This window comes from Acidimicrobiia bacterium (assembly GCA_036396535.1).
Lineage (GTDB): Bacteria > Actinomycetota > Acidimicrobiia > Spongiisociales > UBA5794 > DASWKR01.
On sequence record DASWKR010000036.1, the window covers coordinates 1 to 20927 of the forward strand.

Here is a 20927-nt window from a genome sequence, read left to right on the forward strand (position 1 = left end):
ACCCGAATCCGATGAGTCGGAGTTCCTTGGATCCGATAGCCCCGTGACGTTTCGACCGTGACGACGGGCTCGACGCCGTTTACGTAGAACTTCGTCGCGGTGCGTGAGCCTTCGTCCGTTGCGACGTCGAGACCGAGGTCTTGCCACTGACTTCCGTTCACATCACCGAGTGAGGCGAGCCGCACGAGACCGCGCTCGGTCGGCACGAGGGACCCGCCCACCAGGCACCCCGTTGGCGCAAGAACACTTGTCTGGGCGTTTCGGTAGCCGTACGTCTCGCCGAGCTTGAGCGCCGTATTCCAGGCGTTGTGCGCCTCGTGGAGCATCTCCGGCGGGCAGAGCTGCTGGTCGATCGCGACCACCTTGTGGCTGACGTCCTCGAAGTCGTCCTTGCCGAGGGCAGCCCTACGGTGGTTGCGGATGACCCGCAGCATCGACTCGGCGTTCTCGGCGTACCTCGGGAACGGGCCGACCACCCCGGCCATCTCGGCGGACGTGGAATACGAGTGACCGGTGAGGATGGCGGTCATGGCCCCTGCGATGGCACGGCCCTCGTCGGAGTCGTAGGCGATGCCCATCTGCATGAGCAGCGAGCCGAGGTTGGCGTAGCCGAGGCCGAGCGTCCGGTAGTCGTAGCTCCCCTGGGCGATCGCCGCCGACGGGAAGTGGGCCATGGTCACCGAGATCTCGAGGACGATCGTCCACAACCTGATCGCATGCCGGTACGCCTCGAGGTCGTACCCGCCTGTGGCGGCGTCGTAGAACGTCACCAGGTTCAGGCTGGCCAGGTTGCACGCCGTGTTGTCGAGAAAGACGTATTCGGAGCAGTTGCTGACCAATGCACCGCCTGCGACGTAGGAGTGGTTGATCGGCTCCGTGAGGTTGTAGGTCGTCTCGAACCCGTCGAACCTCCTGCCGACCAGAGTGCTCCAGTCCTTCGAGGCGTAGCGCTTCGCCTCGACCATCAGCTGCTCGAGCCGGTCGCGCTTGCTCGGCAACGTGAAGCCGATGGCGGCGGCGAACCGTTCGAGAGATGTGCTCGTGACTCGCAGATCGTGCATCGGAATGCTCTCGTACGTCCGGTCCTCGCCGAGCTTCGTCGTGTACTCGAACCCTTGCGTGCCCCCAGCCCTTGTGCGGTAGATGCGGCCGCGGATGCCGAACGTGTCGAGCAGCTGTTGAACGTCACGCAGGAGGTCCTCGGAAGTGCTTCCGAGCCCTGCGTAGCGGCTTTTGTCGCCACGGTGGACGACGGTGCCGTCCGCATCGAACAGCCCCTGTAGGAAGGCGGCGACGATCGGCTTCGGGGCCTCGAAGATCGAGCACGGGACACGCTTGTGCGCCGACTTGGCTTGCGTCACGCCCAGAGACACGAGGAACTTGCGAATCGCGCCCCGGCTGACCCGCAGTTGGTATGTGCCGTTGGTCATGGCCGCCGGCTTCGGGGCCATCCCCCCGTTCATGGCCGTGAGCAACTCGGCATGGGCGAGCATTGCCGTCTGCTGCTCCTCACCGGATCCGTAGATCGTCGTTGCCATCTTGCCGGTCATCGAGCCGTCGCCGACCAGCCAACCGAGGTAGTGGGCGAAGTCCTCGGACCACTTCGCCGGGAGCTCCACCGCATAGCGGCGGGACGACCGAGCCTGGTACCACGAAGCCTCGCTGGAGACGGGGATGGACCAAGCTGCCATGCCGAAATCGACCGCTCGATCGAGCAGCCGGACCCGGTCCTCGGCGGTCAGCTCGTCGGCACGGACCCATCCGCGATTAGAGGTGAACAACCTGTGGTTCGGGGTCGTCCTGATAACCCGCCCGTCCGAGAACTCCAGCTTCACGATCTCGTTCGTGCCGGTGACCATGATCTGCGTCGGCCTGGAGAGCGAGACTGACTCGACCGGCGCATCCGGATGGGTCGCATCGTGGCTGTAGACCTCGAAGGACTCACCCTCGGCGGCACGCCTGACGAGGTCGCGAAACTGGATCAATCCCTTGTCGGTGGCAATGCGGGTCTCGCCGGTGAAGCACGGATTCGTTGCGTTGATCCGGCCGCCGGCCGGGCTGGTGTGCCACTCCTGGATGGTCGTGTCGAACTGCACGCCGGGATCGGCGCATTGCCAGGCTGCGTCGGCGACCTGGCGCCACAGGTCGCGCGCCTTGACGGTCTTCATCACGGATCCGTCCGTGCGCGCCGTGAGCTCCCAGTCCTGGTCGTTCAGCACGGCGTCGATGAACTCGTTCGAGAGACGAACCGAGTTGTTCGAGTTCTGGCCGGAAACGGTGGCGTACGCCTCGCCGTTGAAGTCGGATGAGTAGCCGGCGGCGACCAGCGCCCTGACCTTCTTCTCCTCTTCGGCCTTCCACCTGATGAAGGTCTCGATGTCGGGGTGGTCGACGTCGAGGATCACCATCTTCGCTGCCCGCCGGGTGGTGCCTCCGCTCTTGATGGCGCCGGCGGCGCGGTCGCCCACCTTGAGGAAGCTCATGAGTCCCGACGACTTTCCACCGCCGGAGAGCTGCTCGCCCTCGGCACGGATCTTCGAGAAGTTCGACCCGGTGCCCGAGCCCATCTTGAAGAGGCGAGCCTCGCGCACCCAGAGGTCCATGATCCCGCCCTCGTTGACGAGGTCGTCGTCGACGCTGTTGATGAAGCAGTTGTGAACCACGATTCCGTTGGCCACATACGACTCGTCGTCTTCGACTTGGAAGTTGTAGACCGTTCCATAGAAGGATTCGCGGTCGGTAGTTGCGACGAGGTCGACCGCTTGCGGTAGTTCCCCGCTCGCCGGATCGCCGGCGGCCACGACGTGATCGCCCGGCTGGATATCGGCGGCCACGACCCATTCCGGCGTCGCAGTCGTCGGCATGCCCGCCCTCACGGCCAGGACCGGGTGGTTCCCGGTAGCGGTGAGAGCCTTTGCTATGCGTCCGGTGATGCCGAGACGAACGAGGGACTCGTCGACCTGCCTCTGCATCACGTCCGAAACCCGCCGGTACCGGCCGTTGTGGGTCAAGACCTCGTCGCCGATCTCGATCTTCTCGATCGCCTTGATGCCGTCGCGTGTGGTGATCGTCGTTCCCGCCGGGAAGCAGGCGTGGGGGGCGGGCCTCGTGTATGAGTCGGGGGAGGGGAGGAGCTCCTCCGTGTCAGGATCGACGTACCAGAAGCCCTGCGGGGTGCCCTTGATGCCGTACATGTGGGCCAGGCCGGTGTTGAACCACTGCGGGGAGTTGGGGGCGGCCATCTGGTGGAGGAGCATGTAGGCGAGCTCGTCCTCGAAAGCGTCGGCGTCGCGATCGGAGGCGAAGTATCCGGATGTCTCACCCCAGGAGCGCCACGTGGCTGCGAGGCGCTTGATGACCTGGCGGGCGGAACCCTCGGGGCCGGTGAGCATCTTGCCGTCGTCGTCGAACGTGGGGTTGCCGCGCTCGTCGAGTTGCGGGACGCCGGCCTTGCGAAAGTACTTGGAGACCATGATGTCGGCCGCCACCTGGGACCAGCCTTCCGGGACCTCGGCGTCCTTCATCTCGAACACGATCGAACCGTCCGGATTCGAGATGCGGGAGTCCCGCCGACTCCACTGCACCGACTCGTAGACGTCCTCGCCCTCGCGGGTGAATTGACGCTCGACCCGAAGCCCCTTGCTCACGGCCTCGTCCATGGGTTTCTCCCTCCCAGCCGCTCCTGGCCTCCCGACCTCGGAGGATGCGGCTACTTTGTCCACAGATCCATCCACATGCACCACATCTAGTGGTTGGGAAGTCGACTAGGCCCTAGATGTCGCGGTGCGGAAGAGCGATCATAGTTACACAGGTGTAACTACGTCAAGGGTATTCACCCCACGACTCTTCTCGCCGCTTCGTCGAGGAAGTGGCCGCATTGAACGGCACCGGTTCCCACGCGATCAAGCCACGTCGCTGGATTTGTTTCGCGACGCCTCCCGAGTTTTCGCGCCCGCGGCGATCTCCTCGGCTGATGCAAGTCCCTCTTTCGAGGAACGGCAGCGTCACGCTCCGTTTCGGGAAATGGCACAGTGACGGCGATGGAACGGTCACCGGATGCGAGGTCGCTTCGATCACCCCGCACGTCCGTCATCCTGATCGCCGGGGCGACGGCCTGGAACGTGGCGCAGAATCGACTCCTCCCTCGCTGGTCGTACGTCCCGGGAAACGTGTGTGGGATCGGCCTGATCGCATACGCGGCGAGGCATGCCGGGATCAGTCGGGAACAACTCGGCATCGACTCGAGGCGGCCCGGTCGAGGCGCTCTCACCGGAGCCATGGTGGCGGGCGTGGCGGCAGGTGTGGTGTGGATCGGGGTCAGACTGCGTCCCGGACTGTTCGCAGACACCAGGGTGATCGGCACGAGACCGGCCTACGAGGTGCTCTTGCGGATCCCTGTCGGGACAGCCTCCTTCGAGGAGGTCCTGTTCCGCGGCCTGCTCCAGGCAGCCTGGGGCTCTGCCGGGTCGAGCACCGCTTTCGGCGCTTGGCACGTGCTCCCCACCTTGCAGACCGCCGCCGTCAACGGCCTCCCTCGGGCACCTTCGGCCGCCGCCGCAGTCGTGGTCACCGTCGCCGCCGGTCGGGCGCTTGCCTCCCTGCGGGCGCGGTACGGGCTGGTCGCCGCCGTCGTCGCCCACGCCGGGATCAACATCGCCGGCTACCTCGCGGCGCGAGCGGCATCGTCGAACCGGTAGCCCGCAGCGTTTCGTATCCTCGTCGTGACGGTGGCTTGGAGGAGACCGATGGGCCGATTCGAGCAACTCACGCGCCGGGCGTTCGTGAGGGATCTTGGCAAGGGGACCCTGGCGATCGCCGTGTTGGGGGTCGCCGCATGCTCCGAAGGCGGTGCCGGAGCGACGACCGCAGCGCCGGACGACGAAAGCGGCACGACCAGCCCTCCGACCGCCTCCCAGACCTCCACCACGACCACGATCGCACCGGCCACCACCGAACCGCCCGGCTCGACTCAGCCGGCAGGGGACGGCGTTGCCTGGGAGCGGGTCGATCTCGGGTTCGTGTCGGCATACCTGCTCGTCAGGGGCGCCGAGGCAGCGATCGTCGACACCGGCGTCGCCGGAAGCGTCGGCGCCATCGAGCAGGTGCTCGCCAGCATCGAGCTGAGCTGGGATGAGGTGGGCCACGTCGTGCTCACCCACCTCCACCCCGACCACATCGGAAGCCTCGGAGACGTGATGACCGCCGCCGACCAGGCACTCGGGTATGCCGGCGCCGAGGACATCTCGGCGATGGGGGCGTCGCCACGGCCGATCGAGGCGGTCGGGGATGGTGACACGGTGTTCGGCCTCGAGATCATCGAGACGCCGGGCCACACGCCCGGTCACATCTGCGTACTCGACCCGATCGGCGGCCTGCTCGTCGCGGGCGATGCGCTCAACGGCGGCGGGCCGGGCGTCCTCGGTCCCAACGCCGACTTCACTCCCGACATGGCGACCGCCAACGAGTCGGTGAAGAAGCTGGCCGACCTGCACTTCGACACGGTGGTGTTCGGCCACGGCGAGCCGATGATCGGTGGTGCGAGCGACCTGGTTGCGTCGCTCGCCGGCGAGCTCTGAACGGCCCGCGAGAATCAACCCCGTGGAACCGGCGAGGTCGTTTCGGGTCACGGTGGCTCCAGGCCCCGGTGGGCGGGTCCTGGTGCCGATCCCGTTCGATCCAGACGCAGCCTGGGGGCGGAAGGAACGCCATCACGTGTGCGGCACGGTGGAGGGGATGGGTGTGCGTGCTGTGGTGGAGCGCCTGGACGACGGTTGGGCGATCGCACTCGGGGCTGCGTGGCGCCGGGCGTGTGGCATCGGAGAGGGCGACGCCGTGCAGGTGTCGCTCGCGCCTGAGGGACCCCAGCGTGGAGACCTCCCCGACGACTTCCGTTTGGCACTCGAAGCGGCGCCCCGAGCCGGAGCCTTCTTCGATTCGCTGGCGCAGTTCTACCGCGTGGCTTACCTGCGCTGGATCTCCGCCACGAAACGGGATCCCGCCCTGCGGCGGCAGCGCATCTCAGAGGTCGTGGGCTTCTTGGAAGACGGCATCAAGCAGCGCCCGAGCACCTGAGTCCCGTTCAGACGGGGCGAACCCTGGTGGCGAGGGGTCGTGCGCCTCCCTCGATGGCTCGGAAGTGCACACGGCGGCCCGGGAACAGGTCGCTTGCGATCCCTCGCACGACGGAGGCGTCGACGAAGACGTCCGAGTCACCATCGCGTGAGATCAAGCCGAAGCCGCCTTCGGCGTCGTAGACCTTGATAGTGCCCGTCTGGTCGGTGCGTCTCCCGAAGATCGGCGTGGCGGAGATCCGCCCGATCGTCAGCGAGAACATCATCGTCAACAGGAGGAGTGCGAGCGGGAAGCCGAGAATGGGCAGCTGCTCGAGGCCTGCACGAGCCATCACCGCGAATGTCCGCGACAGGCTGTCCTGCAGCACGGGCGGAGGGGGGGCGTCCGGACCGCTCTCGGCTCCGACGACGTCGTCGTGGACGTCATCCGTGCCTCCGGGAGGCGCAACGCGGATACGCACGCCGGCCGTGGCGGCGTCGATGCCGTCCGTGACCTGGTAGACGAAGACGACCACTCCGACAAAGCCGTCTTCGGGCTGGTACACGACCGAACCATCCGGTCCGAGCGTCAGGTCACCGTCATCCGGGGGTGCCACGAGCGAGATGACCAGGGCGTCGCCATCGTCGTCCCAGTCGTTCGCCAGCACTCCCGGGCTCCCGACTTCGAGCGGGCCGGGCGCCACGAACACATACGTGTCATCGAGCGCGACGGGAGGAGCGTTCGAGGCCTTGACGTCGAACGTGACGGTGCCCTGTGCCGATGAGGAGCCGTCGGTGACGATGAAGCGGAGCGAGTCGCTGCCGACGGCGTCACCGGCGGTGTAGACGAGATCGGGTGCCCTTCCGGTCAGCGCCCCCGAGGCGGGAGCAAGATCGATCACATAGGCGAGGTGATCACCATCGGCGTCCGAGGCGTCGAGCGTGAACGAGATGGACTCGCCGGCGAGGACCGCCAAGTTCGACGAAGTGGCGACGGGAGGACGGTTCACGTTCTGCACGGTCCAGGTGATCGTCTCGGAGTCGCTGAGGGCAGGGATCCCGCCGTCACGGACGGTGAAGACGACCGTGTAGGGGCTTCTCGTGGCCCCTTCGAATGGCAGCGTCCCCGCTACGAGCCCGCCCGGCGAGATCTTGATGCCGGGGGGCAGCCCCGTCGCCGTGAACGTGAGTTGCTCGTGCGGCAGATCGGGATCGTCCGCCTGCAGGCGGAACGAGATACTCGCCCCCTCGACGTCGGCTCGATCCCCCGGGTCACCGATCATGGGCGGACCGTTGAGCCTCGGCACGTCGATGCGGACCCTCTGCTGATCGGAGAGGTTCGGCACGCCGTCGTCCGTCACCCGAACGATGATCTCGAACGTCGACCCGGCGTGGGTCGCCCCCGGCGTCCACGAGAAGAGCCCGTTTGCCGATCCGATGACCGCGCCGCTCGGAACGGGATCGCTCCCGGCTGCCAGGGAGTATCCGAGAGCGTCTCCGTCCGGGTCGGTGGCCGCCGCCGTGAAGCGGACCGACCCCGCTGCGCTCGGCGTCTGCGGTGGGATGGTCGCCAGTCTCGGCGCCCGGTTCGAAGTCGTGATCGACCACGAGAAAGTGCGGGTGGCGCTGCGTTGCGGAGATCCGTCGTCGGTGGCGGTCACAGTCGCCTCGTACGGACTGTCGAACACGGCGGACGGAGCGACGGTGCCGCCGATGATCCCCGTCGAGGAGTCGATCGCGAGCCCGGTCGGGAGGCCGGTCCCCGAGTACCTGACGACGTTCTCCGGGAGGTCGGGATCGGACGCCGAGACGGGGAGGCTGACGGAGTCGCCGACCCCGCTCGCCTGGCTGGCGATCGACGTGAGAAGGGGAGCTCGGTTGACTTCGCCGACGGTCACGGTGACCGAGGCCGTGTCTGAGCTCGGCGGGTCGGCCGAATCGGTGACCCTCGCAGTGAAGCTCGATGTCGCCGGGCCTTGCGCCTCTCCGGGGGTCCACGTGATGCGCCCGGTCGACGGGTTCACCGAGAGGCCGGCCGGAGCGCCGCTCACGCTGTAGGTGAGGCTGTCGCCGTACGCTTCGTCAGGGTCGGAGGCGGACAGGACGAGGGACATCTGCTCCATCTCCGGGACCGAGACCGGAGGCCCCTGGTCCATCGTCGGAGCCCGGTTGGTGTTCGTCACCGTCCACGTGAAGCCGTCCGTCACGGTATCGCCGTTGGGATCGGTGGCCGTCACCACGACGTTGTAGGGGCTGGCGAGCGAGCCGTCGTACCGGAGCGTGCCGCTGATGACGCCCGAGCTGCTGCCGATCGTGATGCCGGCCGGGAGCCCTGTCGCCGTGTAGGTGATCCCTCCGCCGTCGGGGTCGGACGCCTCGGCCACGAGCGACACGGCCGCGCCCTCGGCGTCCGTCCTGTCCGGGAGGTTCTCGACGAGAACCGGGACGCGACCAAACGTGGCCGCTATCTCGACGTCGTCGACGAACAGGTAGCCCCTGGCGAGGACTCCGAACGCCTGGAGGGCGACCCTGGTGTCGGCATCGACCCACGACGAGATGTCGAACGAGGCTTGGCGGTCGGCCGCATCCGAGCCACTGAACTGGTATGTGGCGACGGTGTGCCACGTCAGCCCGTCGAACACCTGGACGTTGACCCCGTCCCCTATGCCGTCGAGGAGCCCCGATTTGAGGTCTTGGCGCCGGTAGCTGAAGGTGAGAGTGGCCTCGGCCGCGCCTTCCAGGTCGACCTGGCGCTCGATTCGATCCGTTGCAACCAGCCCGTTCGCTCCCACCCTGAGGCAGCTGACCGCGGCGCAGCGCGCCGCAGCGACGATCTGGATGTTGCCGCTCGCCGGCCCGTTCGAAGGCGTTTCCTGCCAGCTCGTCTCCCATGGAGCGGAACCGTGGTTGTTGGAGTACGAGACCTCGGTGAATCGGTCCCGATAGGTCTCGTTCGTCACGGCGGCTGCGGGCGGGACCGGGGCCGACAATGCCGCGATCACGAGCGTGAGCGTTGCGGCGACGCTGCGACGGCTCACGAGGCGACCGGTAGCTCGGAGGCGGCCGTCGTCGACTCAGAGGCGCCGCCCCGTGGAGCAGGCCGCCACAAAGGGAGGGTCACCGTGAAGTCCGACCAGTCATTCCTTCGCTCGTACCGGACCTCGCCGCCCATGTCGTTGACGAGCACCTTGACCACTGAGAGCCCGAGCCCGACCGATCCGATCGTGAGCGGGTCCTCTCCCTCGTGGATGAACCGCGTGAAGAGTCTCGGGCGCAATCGCTCCGGGACGCCCCGTCCGTTGTCGGCGATGACGCACTCGAACGACGTCCCGTCCGTCCTTGTCGTGATCCGGATCTCGGGACCTCCGTGCTTGACGGCATTGACGGTGAGGTTGCGGATGATCTGCCGGAATCGAAGCCTGTCGGCGCTGATGTCTGCCGCCTGGGCGTCCACATGGATGGGGGCGCCGAGCCTCATGAGCGGATCGACGACGAAGTGGATCTCTTCGAGGGACTCGACCCGGCCGATGTTGTAGACCATGGCGGCCTCTGCCGCCCTCGCCGAGACGAGAAGGTCTTCGACCATGCGGGCGAGCTCGCCGCTCTCCTGGTTGATCAGCTCGACGAGATCGCGATCGGCTCCAATGCTCAGCATGTCCTCTTCGAGGAGGATCTCGGAGAAGCCGTAGATCGTGGTGAGCGGGGTCCGCAGCTCGTGCGAGATGCTCGCGATGAAGTCGTCCTTGGCGCGCACGACTTGTCGCTCTGCCGTGAGGCGCTCCTCCAATCTCACTTCGGCGACGCGCAGCTGGCGTCGGGCCGCCGACCGGTAGATCAGGATGGCGCCAGCCGGGATGAGGAACGCCGCCAGGAAGCTGGCGATGCGTCCTGCCGTCGCCGATCGGCTGGTGGCGCTCACGAGCTCCTGGGCCGCCTCTCCACGTGTGACTGCTGCCAGGTCGCGCACTCGCTCGAACGTCGGCAGAGCAGTCTCCACGAATGCGGTCGACGCATCTCCGACCCGTCCGTCGTCGGCGAGCCCGATGACGGCGAGGCTGGCCTCGTTCGCCCTGTCGAGCGCCGCCACGATCGTTGCGTCGCCGAGGGACCTCCCGGCCTCGAGGAGGTCGTCGACGACCCGGTGACCCTCTTCGATCGCTGCTGAGAGCACTTCGTCGCTGGCGACTCCGAGAGCGTTGTCCTCGGAGAGCAGCACGACCTGACCGAGCGCCTTCACGGCGAGGTCGTTGGTTCCGAGCACCGCCTGGGCCGCCAGGGCGGTTCTGCCGCTCCTGGCGATCTGTTCGGTCGAACCGGCGCGTGAGATCGTCCACGCGACGAGTGCGAGCACCGCGATCACAGCGATGGTCGCCCACGTGGCGGCTGCGGCACGCGGATTGGTCCGGCTGGCAGCCGGCGGCCGTCTCATCGAGCCTCTCTCGCTCCTGTTGAACCCGTCAAGGGTTCATCGGCATCGGCGCGCGTCGAACTTGACCCCTTGGGGTGGGACGCCGGCGGACTCGACCCGGTCCCTTAGCATCCCGGCGATGTCGAGATTGGGTTTCGGGCGGTTGATGGCAGGCGCTGTGGCCATCGTCGCCCTGAGCACCCAGCCGGTGATGCTCTTGGGCGCAGGCTCTCTGCAGATCGGTCGCGAGCTCGGCTTCGGTCCCGCCGGGCTTGGTGCCCTGACGGCGGCGTTCTTCCTGGTGTCGGCCGCCGCCTCTGCGCCCGCGGGCAGGGTCGTGGCACGGATCGGCTGGCAGTACGCCATGCGTCTCAACGCGGTCGGGTCCGGAGCCATCCTGTTGACGATCGCGGTGGCCGCCAAGAGCACTGCGGTGCTCGTGGCACTGCTCGTCGTGGGTGGGTTGTTCTACGGCCTCGCCAACCCGGCAGCCAATCAATCCCTGTCGGATCACGTCGCCCCGGAGCGGAGGGGGGTCGTCTTCGGGCTCAAACACGCCGGGATCCCGGTCTCGACGCTCCTGGCAGGACTGGCGGTGCCGTCTGTGATCGTCCACTTCGGGTGGCGGGCGGCGTACCTCGTCTCTGCCGCACTGACGGTCGTCGTGCTGCTCCTCGTGCCCAGGTCTCCCGTCGAGCCGACGGCTGGGGGAAGCTCCGCCGATCCCCGCCGGTTCGTGGCGCCGATGAGCGACCGTCTCCTGGTGGGGCTGGCGCTGATGTCCTCCCTCGCCACGTGGGGCGCCGTCGCGCTCAGCACGTATCTCGTTGCCGCCGCGGTCGACGTCGGATTCACCGAGTCGGCTGCCGGGTTCCTGCTGTTCACCGGGTCGGTCTCTTCCCTCGTCGGCCGCGTGGCGGTCGGGGCGCACACCGACAGGATCGGAGGTCGTGGGTTCGGCGGGCTGGCCGTTCTCCTCGGGATCGGGTCCTTGGTGTTCTGGGCGACCACCGTCGCCTCGGGGTGGGCTTTCGCAGTCCTCGTCGTGGGCGCCTTCGTGACCGGCTGGGGATGGCCCGGCCTCATGACGTATACGGTCGTGAACGCCAATGCCCGTTCGACGGCGGCCTCGTCCGCCATCACCCAGGCGGGCACGCTCGCCGGCGCAGGTGCCGGCCCCATCGTGCTCGGTTGGGTGGTCGACACGTGGTCGTTCGACGCTGCTTTCGTGGTCGTCGGTGTCACGTCGGCGCTCGCTGCGTTCGGGGTGCTGCTCGTCGGTCGCTTGGCGGCCGGGGCCACGGACGTGGCGTCCCGAACTGCGGGCGGCACCGGAATGATGCAATGAAGCGCGCCTCGGTCGTCGCGTGGCTCGTCCTCGCCGTCGCCTGCTCGCCTTCTGCCGCCGAGCAGGACGATTCCCCCGGGACGAGCGCTGTCACGACCCTGGCCCCGCCTGCCGTCCCCACGTCGTCCGAGCCGCCGCCCACGACCTCGTCGACGACGGCCGTCCCGCCGCCGACCGTGCCGCTCCCCGTCCCCGACCTGCCTCGTGACTGGTACCTGGCATGGTCTTCGGGACGGCTCGAGGACGACTTCGCGGCGACCCTGGCGGCGCTCGCCGGCGTCGACATGGTGAGCGTCGTCCACGTCGGCCTGGCACATCTGGTTCCGTCGACCGGAGCGGATGCGCCGAGCGGTGACGTCCCGGCGGACGGATTCGTCTTCCCGCTCGAGACGTTCATCGTCGATCCGGCGACATATGGGAATGCGATGTCGCCGTCGTCGGCGCGTGCCCTAGCGACCCTCGGCCCGGGCGAGGTCGGGCTGGGTGCTTCCTCAGCGGAACTGCGCGACCTCGGCCCAGGTGACACGATGGAGCTCCGGCCGGGTGGCGTGGTGACGGTCGGAGCTGTGTTCCCCGACGAACACGTGGGAGCCGCCGAGGTCGTGACGACCGATGCGTCGCTCGTTCCGTCTGCGGAGCCCCGGTTCGTCGTCTTCCACCATGTAGGTGATCCGGCGACCCTGGCGCGGGACCTTGACGGCGCCTACGACTACCCGGTCAGGCTGGCGGGGCGCGGCGACACGCCCTACTTCAGGCACGGCGACTCCGTGCTGCCGCAGGTGGCGGTCAAGCTCCGTTTCGGCGAGTTCGCCTTCCGGCCGGGGCCCGGTGCCCGCTTCACGATCGACCCTGCTTGGTTGGAGGCCAACATCGTGACCGTCGACCTCCCGCTGCTCGGCGTCACCCGCTGCCACCGTGACGTCGCCGACCTCGTCGACCAGGCCATGGAGCAGCTCATCGAGATGGGGAAGGCGGACGTCATCGACCCGTCGGCTTTCGCCGGGTGCTGGAACCCGCGTTTCATCGCGCAACGGCGCGGCATCTCGCGCCACGCCTGGGGAGCGGCGGTCGACATCAACATCTTCAACCCGCTCGACGGTCCCGGGTCACCCGTCGATCGTGCCCTCGTCGACGTGATGTCGGGGCTCGGGTTCACGAACGGGAGCATGTGGCTGTCACCCGATCCCGGTCACTTCGAATGGTATGGGGACGATCCGCCATCCTGACCTTCGGACCGGCCGCACGACACGACAGGCCTCACGGCTCGACGCTTCAAGGCCGATCGGTGGGTCTTGCGACCCTATTCAAAATCGGCTGAGGCGCTCGACCTATTTCCTCGCAAAGCGAGCACTAGTCAGCCGAGCGATGTATGTTGAGCTCAGGGCAAGAGGGGGAAGCCACTCACAGCCGTGGTGAGGAGAGCCGGCCGAGAGAGCCGGCCGACGAGTGGGGAGCCACGGACTACTCGGAGGGTCGCACGGCGGTGCGGCCCTCCTTGCGTTTCAGTCCTCGGCCGGCGCAGCGAGAGCCTCGCCCCGCCTCGACAGCTCTCGCCGCGTTGCGTCGATGTCCCCCGGCGACGTCGCTGCGGCCTTCCAGTACATCCACCCCGTCGGCAGGAAGAAGGCCTGGAACACCGTGAGGCCGACTGCCCAGTTCATCGGGGGCGGCAGGGCGCGCTCGATGCCCGAGGCGAGCGCCGCCGTCATGCCGTTCCCTGCCGACCGTCCGATCCCGTTCGCCAGGTTGCCCAGCCCGAAGACGGTTCCGCGGTGCTCGGGCAGGTTCACGTCGGAGATGAGGGCGAACCAGTTCGGGGAGTCGGCGGATGTGAGAGCCAAGGCGAGTATCGACAACCCGAACGCCAGCGCCACCCAAGGGTTGGTCGCCACCTCTCGCAACACCTCGGGGATCAGGGTGGCGCTCGAGGCACCCTCCGTGACGTCGAGCCCGCGCAGCGGCACGTAGAAGAACCCGAGGAAGAAGGGGATGGCGCCTGTGATGCCAATGGCGCTCACGATCGCCCTGCCGCGCTTCGTCCTCAGCTGTGCCTTGTCGCCGATGTGCCCGGCGAGGATCGAGAACAGCGCTCCAATCTGGAAGATGGCCGCGAGGAGGCCACCCGCTCTCGTGGCGGTGGCGACGCCGTACCCCTCGGCGATGATCTTCTCCTGGTAGAGGAGCGGGACCCAGATGAGCGAACCGTAGGCCACTTGGGCCGTGAGTCCCTGAAGCACGAGCCACACGTTCGTCCGCTTGGTGATGAGCTCCGGCAGCTGGTCCCGGTCGATCCTGTAGTCGTAGGCGACGCCTTGCTCGGCCATGCGCGCCAGCTCGGGCTGCTTGTAGCCTCGTGGGGCGTCGAAGGCGAAGAGGTAGAGGCCGCCTGCGAGCAGACCCGCCGCTGCCAGCGCGACCAGGGGGACCCGGAAGTCATCGGCACCGAGCTGGCTGGCGACGAGCCCCCCGACGAGGCCGCCGACGCCCTGGGAGAGCCCCCAGAAGCTCATCGCCAAGCCGCGTCTGCGCGGCGAGACGAAGTCGCTGATCACCGCGAAGCCGACCGAAGCGATCGATCCGAGCCCGACCGCGGTGACGAGCTGGGCGGCGAGTAGGTGCCAGAACGTCTGCGCAAGTGCACTGGCGAGCGCCCCGGTCGCCCAGATCAGCGTCCCGACGAGGAGCAGGCGCTTCCTGTCCGACCGATCCCCCCAGTATCCCCAACCGGCCGCCGAGATCGCCGTGACCAGTATCGAGAGGGCCGTCATCAGGCCGAGCGCGGTCTCACTCGTGTCGAGGGCCTGGCGGATCGGCAGCACCATCGACGGGATGAGCGCGATCGCGGCGTTGTCGAGTGACGCCAGCGACACGAACACGACGATCGTGAACAGCACGTGTCCCCGGCTCGGCCCGCCCGCCCCTCGCTTCGTCACGCGGGCATTCTCGCCGCATCACCGGCGCGGCGGCGTGTCGTCGAGGGGTGGTCACCAACGACCGGCTCCATCCGGCGCGCCGCCCCGGCGTTAGCCTCCTCGATCGTGATCACGACCGCGGTACCGCCGGCCGCCAGCTGGATACCGGACCAGGCGACGGTTGCCGCCGCCAACGTCACCACCTTCGCAGCCGAGCTCGACATCGAGGGCTACGAGGCGCTGCACGCTTGGTCCGTCGACGACAGGGCCGCATACTGGGCCGCCGCGATACGGCGGCTCGGCATCGTCTTCGACCGCACGCCGAGCGCCATGATGGGCAGGCCGGATGAGCGACGCGACCCTGGGTGGCTGCCCGGGGCGCGCCTCAACATCGCCGCCTCCTGTTTCACGACTGACCCGGATCGCATAGCCGTGGTCGCCGGACATGGGGGTGCGATCGAACGGCTCTCGTACGGCGCCCTGCAGTCGCAGGTTGCCCGATTCGGCAACTCGCTGCGCTCGGCGGGCCTCGGACCGGGCGACAGGGTCGCCATCGCCATGCCGATGACGATCGAGGCCGTCGTCGCCTACCTGGGCGCCGTCGCCGCCGGCTGCGTCGTCGTGTCGATCGCCGACTCCTTCGCGGAAGCCGAGATCGCGGTTCGTCTCCGGATCACCGAGACGGCCCTCGTGGTCACGCAGGATCTCAACACGCGGTCGGGACGACAGCTCCCGATGTACGAGAAGGTGAAGCAGGCGGGAGCGCCTCGCTGTGTCGTGGTCGCAACCGGCGGGGGAGTACCGCTCGCCGGAGGCGACACGTGGTGGGACGACTTCGTCGGATCGAACGAGGCATGGTCGCCCGAGATCTGTGCGGCGGGCTCGCACACCAACATCTTGTTCTCCTCAGGGACGACCGGGGAGCCGAAGGCGATCCCGTGGACCCACCTCACGCCGATCAAGGCCGCCGCCGACGGCCACTTCCATCACGACATCCACAGTGGCGACGTGGTCGCATGGCCGACGAACCTCGGCTGGATGATGGGGCCGTGGCTCATCTACGCCTCGCTGGTCAACGACGCCACCATGGCGCTGTACGACGAGGCGCCGACGGGGCGTGAGTTCGGGGAGTTCGTACGCGACGCCGGAGTCACCGTGCTCGGTCTCGTGCCGAGCATCGTGGCCGCCTGGCGCACCACGGGGTGCATGGACGGCATCGACCTGACTGGGCTGCGTCTCCTCTCGTCGACGGGTGAGGCATCCAATCCGGACGACATGGCCTGGCTCATGGGCCTCGTCGGCAACAAGCCGGTCATCGAGTATTGCGGGGGTACGGAGATCGGCGGCGGCTACATCACGGGGACGGTCGTCCAGCCTGCCGTGCCCTCCTGCTTCTCGACGCCGGCACTCGGCATCGCCCTCGTCGTCCTCGACGAGGGGGGTCGCCGAGCGGGCGAGGGCGAGGTGTACATCGTGCCGCCGTCGATCGGGCTCTCGACCGAGCTGATCAACCGCGATCACGACGAGGTGTACCACGACGGTGTCCCCGACATCGGGATACCGCTCAGGCGCCACGGCGACCGCATGGAGGCGCTCGCCGGCGGCTACTACAGGGCGAAAGGCAGAGTCGACGACACGATGAACCTCGGGGGCATCAAGGTGGCGGCGGCCGACATCGAACGTGCCGTTGCCGGCATCGACGGCCTCACCGAGACCGCGGCGATCGCCGTGCCACCGCCGGGCGGCGGGCCGGACCGCCTCGTTCTCTACGCGGTCACGGAGGGCCCGATCGATCCCGACCGCCTCCGGGCAGACATGCAGCGGCGGATCCGCGATGTGCTCAACCCGCTCTTCAGGATCCACGAGGTCGTCGTCGTCGATTCCTTGCCGCGCACGGCGTCGGCCAAGGTGATGCGCCGCCGGCTCCGGGCCGGCTACGGGGACCGGTAGCGGTGATCGTGGGATGCGCACCCCTGCCGGGAGCTCATCCCGGGTTGCTCGCGGTCCGAAGCCGGGCCATCCCGTAGAATCGGCCGGACCGGCAAGGAGGCTCAGTGGTGGACGGCGATTCCTATGCCTCGTTGCGCGAGCGCGTCGTCGGCGAGCACGGTGTCGTCATGCTCATCGGGGCTCCCGATACGGGCAAGACGACACTCGCCAAACTGCTGATCTCGGACGCACTCGCCGCAGGCCGCAAGGTGGCGTTCGTCGACGGCGACGTCGGCGTCCCGACGGTCGGTCCGCCCGCATGCGTCGGGCTGAAGTGGATCGGATCGCAGGACGACCTCGCCAATCTCGCCATCGAGGACGACCTGCGGTTCGTCGGCTCGCTGCAGCCCGACGGCGTGGTGCTGCAACACGTCGTGGCGTCCGCCGACCTCGTCGGGATCGCCCACCGTGAGGCGGACTTCATCGTTCTCGACACGACCGGCGCCGTCTCCGGCGTCGTGTCCCAGACGCTCGACTACCACCTGATGGAGTTGTGCAATCCCGCTCTCGTCATCGCGATGCAGCGAGGGAGCGAGCTCGAGCCGACGGTCGGGATGCTGAAGCGCTTCCTCGGTGCTCGAGTCGCCAGGGCGCAGCCACCGGCCGACCTGGTGCCGGCCGGCCCCGTCGAGGCGCGCCAGCGCAGGATCGCCGCCTTCCGTCAGGCGCTGCGCCCACCGCTGCAACAGTGGCGCGTCCAGCCGACGGTGTTCGCCCCGACGCTCCCCGAGGAGTTCGACCTCGAGAAGCTCGCCGGGATGCTCGTCGGCGTCCAGGACGGGTCCGGCCGCTGTCTCGGACTCGGGGTCGTCCAATACGAGGACGGCGTCCTCCGGGTTGCGACCCGGCACGGTGAGGACATGAAGGGCTTGCGGCTCGGGTCCCTCCGGATCGACCAGGAGACGTTCGACACGTCGCGGGTGTGGCTGCGCCAGTTGATCTTCGGCGTCTGAGATCGAATCGCTCAACCCGTGGCGCGGTCGGGCGACATGACGGCGAGGCCGGCTTCGACGGCGCGGACGGTGAAGATGCGGCGCCCCGGCTGCATCGCCGGTCGCGGGTCGGTCACGTCCAAACCGGACGACCGCCACCGCAGCACCACGGATTCGAGCGGCTCCTGTGTAACGAGGGCGACCCCATAGAGCGCCGCGGCGCGCACCGGTGACTCGATCACCTCCAGGACGGGCCCGACCCTGAAGAACGCCGTTGGGCGGCCCTTCACCTCGAGGCGGAGCCGCGGCGAGATGCCGATGTCGTCGAATGCTCGGATGGTCTCTTCGAGACCCGGCGTCAGGAGCACGACGTGGTCGACGTCCCAGCCCGGCGCCGCGGTGCCGTCCGCGGGCGGGCACGTGACGACCGGCAGGGCAGGGGCGTCCGGCTCCCATCTCCACCCGACGTCACCCGTCGTCAGCGTCGTGACTGATGTCGCGATCGCGGCGGGAAGACCGAAGGCCGTCCAGGGAAGCGGCAGGCTCAGGGTGACGAGCTTCGCAGTCACGATGGTGCAAAGCCCAAGGAACCCTCGCGACGTTCTCCCGCACTTCCCCGAACGAGGTCTGGTCGCTCAAGCACCTTGGGCTTTGCAGGGCCGACCATACGTCCGCGGCAAGACCGTTTCAAGCCCGCCGAATACCCCATTTGCAGGCGATCTGGAGTCGATCTCAGCTCCTTCGTTGCCGTCAAATCACTCCACCTCGGACCGGCGGGCACCGGTTGTCCACATATCCACAACAATCCACAGCCTGTTGTGCAAGACGGCTGTCGACAAGTTTCCCATGGAGACTTTTCGCGCCCTGGAGCGGCGCTCGGCGCTTGTGTCACGGAGCGGTGAATCCGGCTCGCACGAGCGGCCGAAAGGCGAGCTCGACGAGCTGGTAGACCGCCCCGAGTACCCGGTCGAGCTCCTCGCGGCTCAGCAAGGCGAGCGGGATGCGGCCGACCACGACGAGCTCTCCGTCGCGATCGAGCGCCAGGTGGGCAGGCCACGACGTCATGTTCCTGACCAGGCATTGGCGATAGACCTCTGCCGGATCCCGGGGAGGTGCAGGGAGCAGGTACGCCTCGAAGCCGACCGTGATGTCGCCGACGTCGAACCACAGGGTCGTGTAGTCGCGCGTCTGCTGAGCCATGCGAACACCGATGCGCCCGTCGTGCTCCCCAGCCCACACGACGTCGGAGGCGTCGTCGGCCGCCCATCCGCTCGCCACCTCATGCACGAGGCTGCGGGCCGACTGCCGGTTCACTTGCCCGTGATGCCCGAGTAGAGCTCGAGGAAGCGATCGGCCGTTGCCTGCCAGCTGAAGGACTCGGCTTTGGCGATCGCCCCTTTCGCCAGCCGGGCCCTCGCCAGGTCGTCCGAGAGGATCTCGCTGATCGCCTCAGCGAACGCCGCAGGGTCGTGACCTTCGACGAGCACCCCGGACGTCCCGTGGTCGACGACGTGCCGGATGCCGCCCACCGACGCCGCGATCACGGGAAGGCCGCACGCCTGCGCTTCGGCGGCAACGAGCCCGAACGACTCGCTGCGGGAAGGCATCACGAGGACGTCGGCGGCCTGATAGAACCTGACGAGGTCGAGGTGCGGGAGCGGATCGACGAATCGAATGCGATCGGACAGCCCGAGCCGTCGTGCCAGGTCGACGAGGCGGGCGAGCTCGTCGTCGCCTTGCGCTCCGCTGGGACCGCCGACCACGACGAGGTGTGGCGACGCCCCGTCCGGAGCATCGAGCCGTGCCAGGGCCTCGACCGCGACGTCCAGGCCCTTGAGCGCCGTGATCCTCCCGACGAACAGGATCATCGGATCGTCACCCACACCGAGCGTGTCGCGGGCGGCACTCTTGTCGCCTGGCACGAACACGTCATGATCGATTCCGGGCGGCGAGGTGCACAGCCTCTCAGGACGGGCGCCGTAGTGCTCCATGAGATCCTCGAACTCGAAGGGCGTCGAGGCGATCACGCAGTCCGATTGGGCGATCACCTCCTCCTCCGTGAGGGTGCGCATCGGGCTCGAGGGCAACTCGTCGGCTCTCTTGGTGAGGTCCTTCACGCGCCCCAACGTGTGGAACGAGTTGGCGAGCGGGATGTCGAGCGCCTCCTTCACGAGCACGCCTGCCCATCCAGACAGCCAGTAGTGCGAGTGGATGAGATCGAAGCGTGCCTCGGCGCCGTACGTCCATTTGATGACGCCCTCGGCGAAGTCGGCGACGTGGGCCGCCATCGACGCCATCTCGATGTGCGCCTCCGGCCCTGCGCTGAGGTGCACCACCCGGTAGCCATCGGTCACCTCGACCACTTCCGGCTCGTCCGGGCTCGTGCGTCTCGTGAAGACCACGACGTCGATGCCTCGGCCGGCCATCGTGCACGCCAGCTCGTGGATGTAGACGTTCATGCCGCCTGCGTAGCCGGAGCCCGGCTGCAGCAGGGGGGAGGTGTGCATCGACAGGTATGCGACCGAGGAGATCATGATGCCTCGGCTGCTACTCGGTACAACGGCCTCGCAGAGGCACCGAGCCGGAACTTGTACGTCTCCTCGCCCTTGAGGAAGTCGAACCGGTCACGGCCGGAGGACACCGCCTGGCGCATGAGGAGCTCGACGAGGACGATGCCCGGCGAGGCCCCGGCGTGAGCGGTGTCGAACCCCGAGTTGTAGAGGTAGTACGTGTCCTGGTCCTCGAACCCGAATGCGGCTGCGATATGCCGCCCGCCGGCGACGAGGAAGTCGATGACACCGCCGGCGTCTCTGTGCAACGCCGCGAAGAACGCCTCCATCTCCTTCGTCATGAAGCGCGCCTTGTCGCCCCCTGCGGATCGGTGGAGGTCGGAAAAGGCGGCCACCGCGTCGTCGCCGTGCCTTCGCTCGAGGACCGGAGCGCCGACTTGCTCCTCGAAGCGGCGTCGCTTCCGTCTGAGCTCGTGCCGCTTCTTCTTGTCGAGTGACTCCATCACACCTTCCCAGGTGTCTGCGAGCTCCAGGACCGCGGCGGCCTCGTGCTGCTCGCATCGAGGGACGAGTCCCGCCAGCGTGAGGCCTTTCTCGACATGCTCGGCTGCCTCACATGGCAAGCTGTCGAATGAGTAACGGCCTGCCCTGCCGCTGGCGTAGGACGCCAGGAGCTCGGAGCTGCCTTCCCCGAGCGGGCTGTGATAGTCGGTGAGGTCTTCGTCACCGGCGAACTCCACGACGCCATCGACGACGTGCAACACCATGAGGGCGTCGC

At 67.9% G+C, this 20927-nt stretch carries 15 protein-coding genes; 7 read left to right on the forward strand and 8 right to left on the reverse strand.

What is annotated here, in order from left to right; all coding sequences use genetic code 11:
• On the reverse strand, window positions 1-3659 hold a 3659-nt coding region (locus VGC47_06930; GenBank protein HEX9855029.1), incomplete at its 3' end, for an LAGLIDADG family homing endonuclease.
• A gap of 381 nt (window positions 3660-4040) precedes the next feature.
• Between VGC47_06930 and VGC47_06935 the strand changes: the two genes are divergently transcribed.
• From VGC47_06935 to VGC47_06945, 3 genes are read left to right on the forward strand one after another with little or no spacing between them, the layout of a single operon-like run.
• On the forward strand, window positions 4041-4697 hold the full coding sequence (locus VGC47_06935) for a CPBP family intramembrane glutamic endopeptidase (GenBank protein HEX9855030.1): 657 nt from the start codon (window positions 4041-4043) through the stop codon (window positions 4695-4697).
• A gap of 48 nt (window positions 4698-4745) precedes the next feature.
• On the forward strand, window positions 4746-5576 hold the full coding sequence (locus tag VGC47_06940; protein ID HEX9855031.1) for an MBL fold metallo-hydrolase: 831 nt from the start codon (window positions 4746-4748) through the stop codon (window positions 5574-5576).
• Window positions 5577-5598: 22 nt separating this feature from the next.
• Complete coding sequence (locus VGC47_06945; protein ID HEX9855032.1) at window positions 5599-6072, forward strand: YdeI/OmpD-associated family protein; 474 nt, start codon at window positions 5599-5601, stop codon at window positions 6070-6072.
• A gap of 7 nt (window positions 6073-6079) precedes the next feature.
• Here the strand turns inward: VGC47_06945 and VGC47_06950 are convergent, their stop codons facing one another.
• Together VGC47_06950 and VGC47_06955 are read right to left on the reverse strand one after the other, a co-directional pair.
• Window positions 6080-9088: a putative Ig domain-containing protein gene (locus VGC47_06950; protein HEX9855033.1), complete on the reverse strand. Its 3009-nt coding sequence runs from the start codon at window positions 9086-9088 to the stop codon at window positions 6080-6082.
• On the reverse strand, window positions 9085-10479 hold the full coding sequence (locus VGC47_06955; protein ID HEX9855034.1) for a HAMP domain-containing sensor histidine kinase: 1395 nt from the start codon (window positions 10477-10479) through the stop codon (window positions 9085-9087). The genes VGC47_06950 and VGC47_06955 overlap by 4 nt, the downstream gene beginning before the upstream one ends.
• A 118-nt stretch (window positions 10480-10597) precedes the next feature.
• On the opposite strand from VGC47_06955, the gene VGC47_06960 reads away from it, so the two are divergent.
• Window positions 10598-11806, forward strand: coding sequence for an MFS transporter (locus VGC47_06960; GenBank protein ID HEX9855035.1), 1209 nt, complete (start codon window positions 10598-10600; stop codon window positions 11804-11806).
• On the forward strand, window positions 11803-13032 hold the full coding sequence (locus VGC47_06965) for a M15 family metallopeptidase (protein HEX9855036.1): 1230 nt from the start codon (window positions 11803-11805) through the stop codon (window positions 13030-13032). Before VGC47_06960 ends, VGC47_06965 begins: the two co-directional genes overlap by 4 nt.
• A gap of 276 nt (window positions 13033-13308) precedes the next feature.
• On the opposite strand, the gene VGC47_06970 is transcribed toward VGC47_06965, so the two are convergent.
• Window positions 13309-14739, reverse strand: coding sequence for an MFS transporter (locus VGC47_06970; GenBank protein HEX9855037.1), 1431 nt, complete (start codon window positions 14737-14739; stop codon window positions 13309-13311).
• A gap of 105 nt (window positions 14740-14844) precedes the next feature.
• Between VGC47_06970 and VGC47_06975 the strand changes: the two genes are divergently transcribed.
• Window positions 14845-16668, forward strand: coding sequence for an AMP-binding protein (locus tag VGC47_06975; GenBank protein HEX9855038.1), 1824 nt, complete (start codon window positions 14845-14847; stop codon window positions 16666-16668).
• 107 nt (window positions 16669-16775) lie between these two features.
• Window positions 16776-17660 carry a Clp1/GlmU family protein gene (locus VGC47_06980; GenBank protein ID HEX9855039.1) on the forward strand — a complete coding sequence of 295 codons (885 nt, stop codon included), beginning with the start codon at window positions 16776-16778 and terminating at the stop codon, window positions 17658-17660.
• Window positions 17661-17671: 11 nt separating this feature from the next.
• Here the strand turns inward: VGC47_06980 and VGC47_06985 are convergent, their stop codons facing one another.
• The 4 genes from VGC47_06985 to VGC47_07000 all read right to left on the reverse strand — a co-directional run.
• On the reverse strand, window positions 17672-18208 hold the full coding sequence (locus VGC47_06985) for a hypothetical protein (protein HEX9855040.1): 537 nt from the start codon (window positions 18206-18208) through the stop codon (window positions 17672-17674).
• 319 nt (window positions 18209-18527) lie between these two features.
• Complete coding sequence (locus VGC47_06990) at window positions 18528-18953, reverse strand: YbjN domain-containing protein (GenBank protein ID HEX9855041.1); 426 nt, start codon at window positions 18951-18953, stop codon at window positions 18528-18530.
• The gene (locus VGC47_06995) at window positions 18950-20173 is read right to left on the reverse strand and encodes a glycosyltransferase (protein ID HEX9855042.1); all 1224 of its coding nucleotides are present in this window, start codon (window positions 20171-20173) and stop codon (window positions 18950-18952) included. The genes VGC47_06990 and VGC47_06995 overlap by 4 nt, the downstream gene beginning before the upstream one ends.
• On the reverse strand, window positions 20170-20927 hold a 758-nt coding region (locus tag VGC47_07000), incomplete at its 5' end, for a GNAT family N-acetyltransferase (protein ID HEX9855043.1). The genes VGC47_07000 and VGC47_06995, both read right to left, overlap by 4 nt.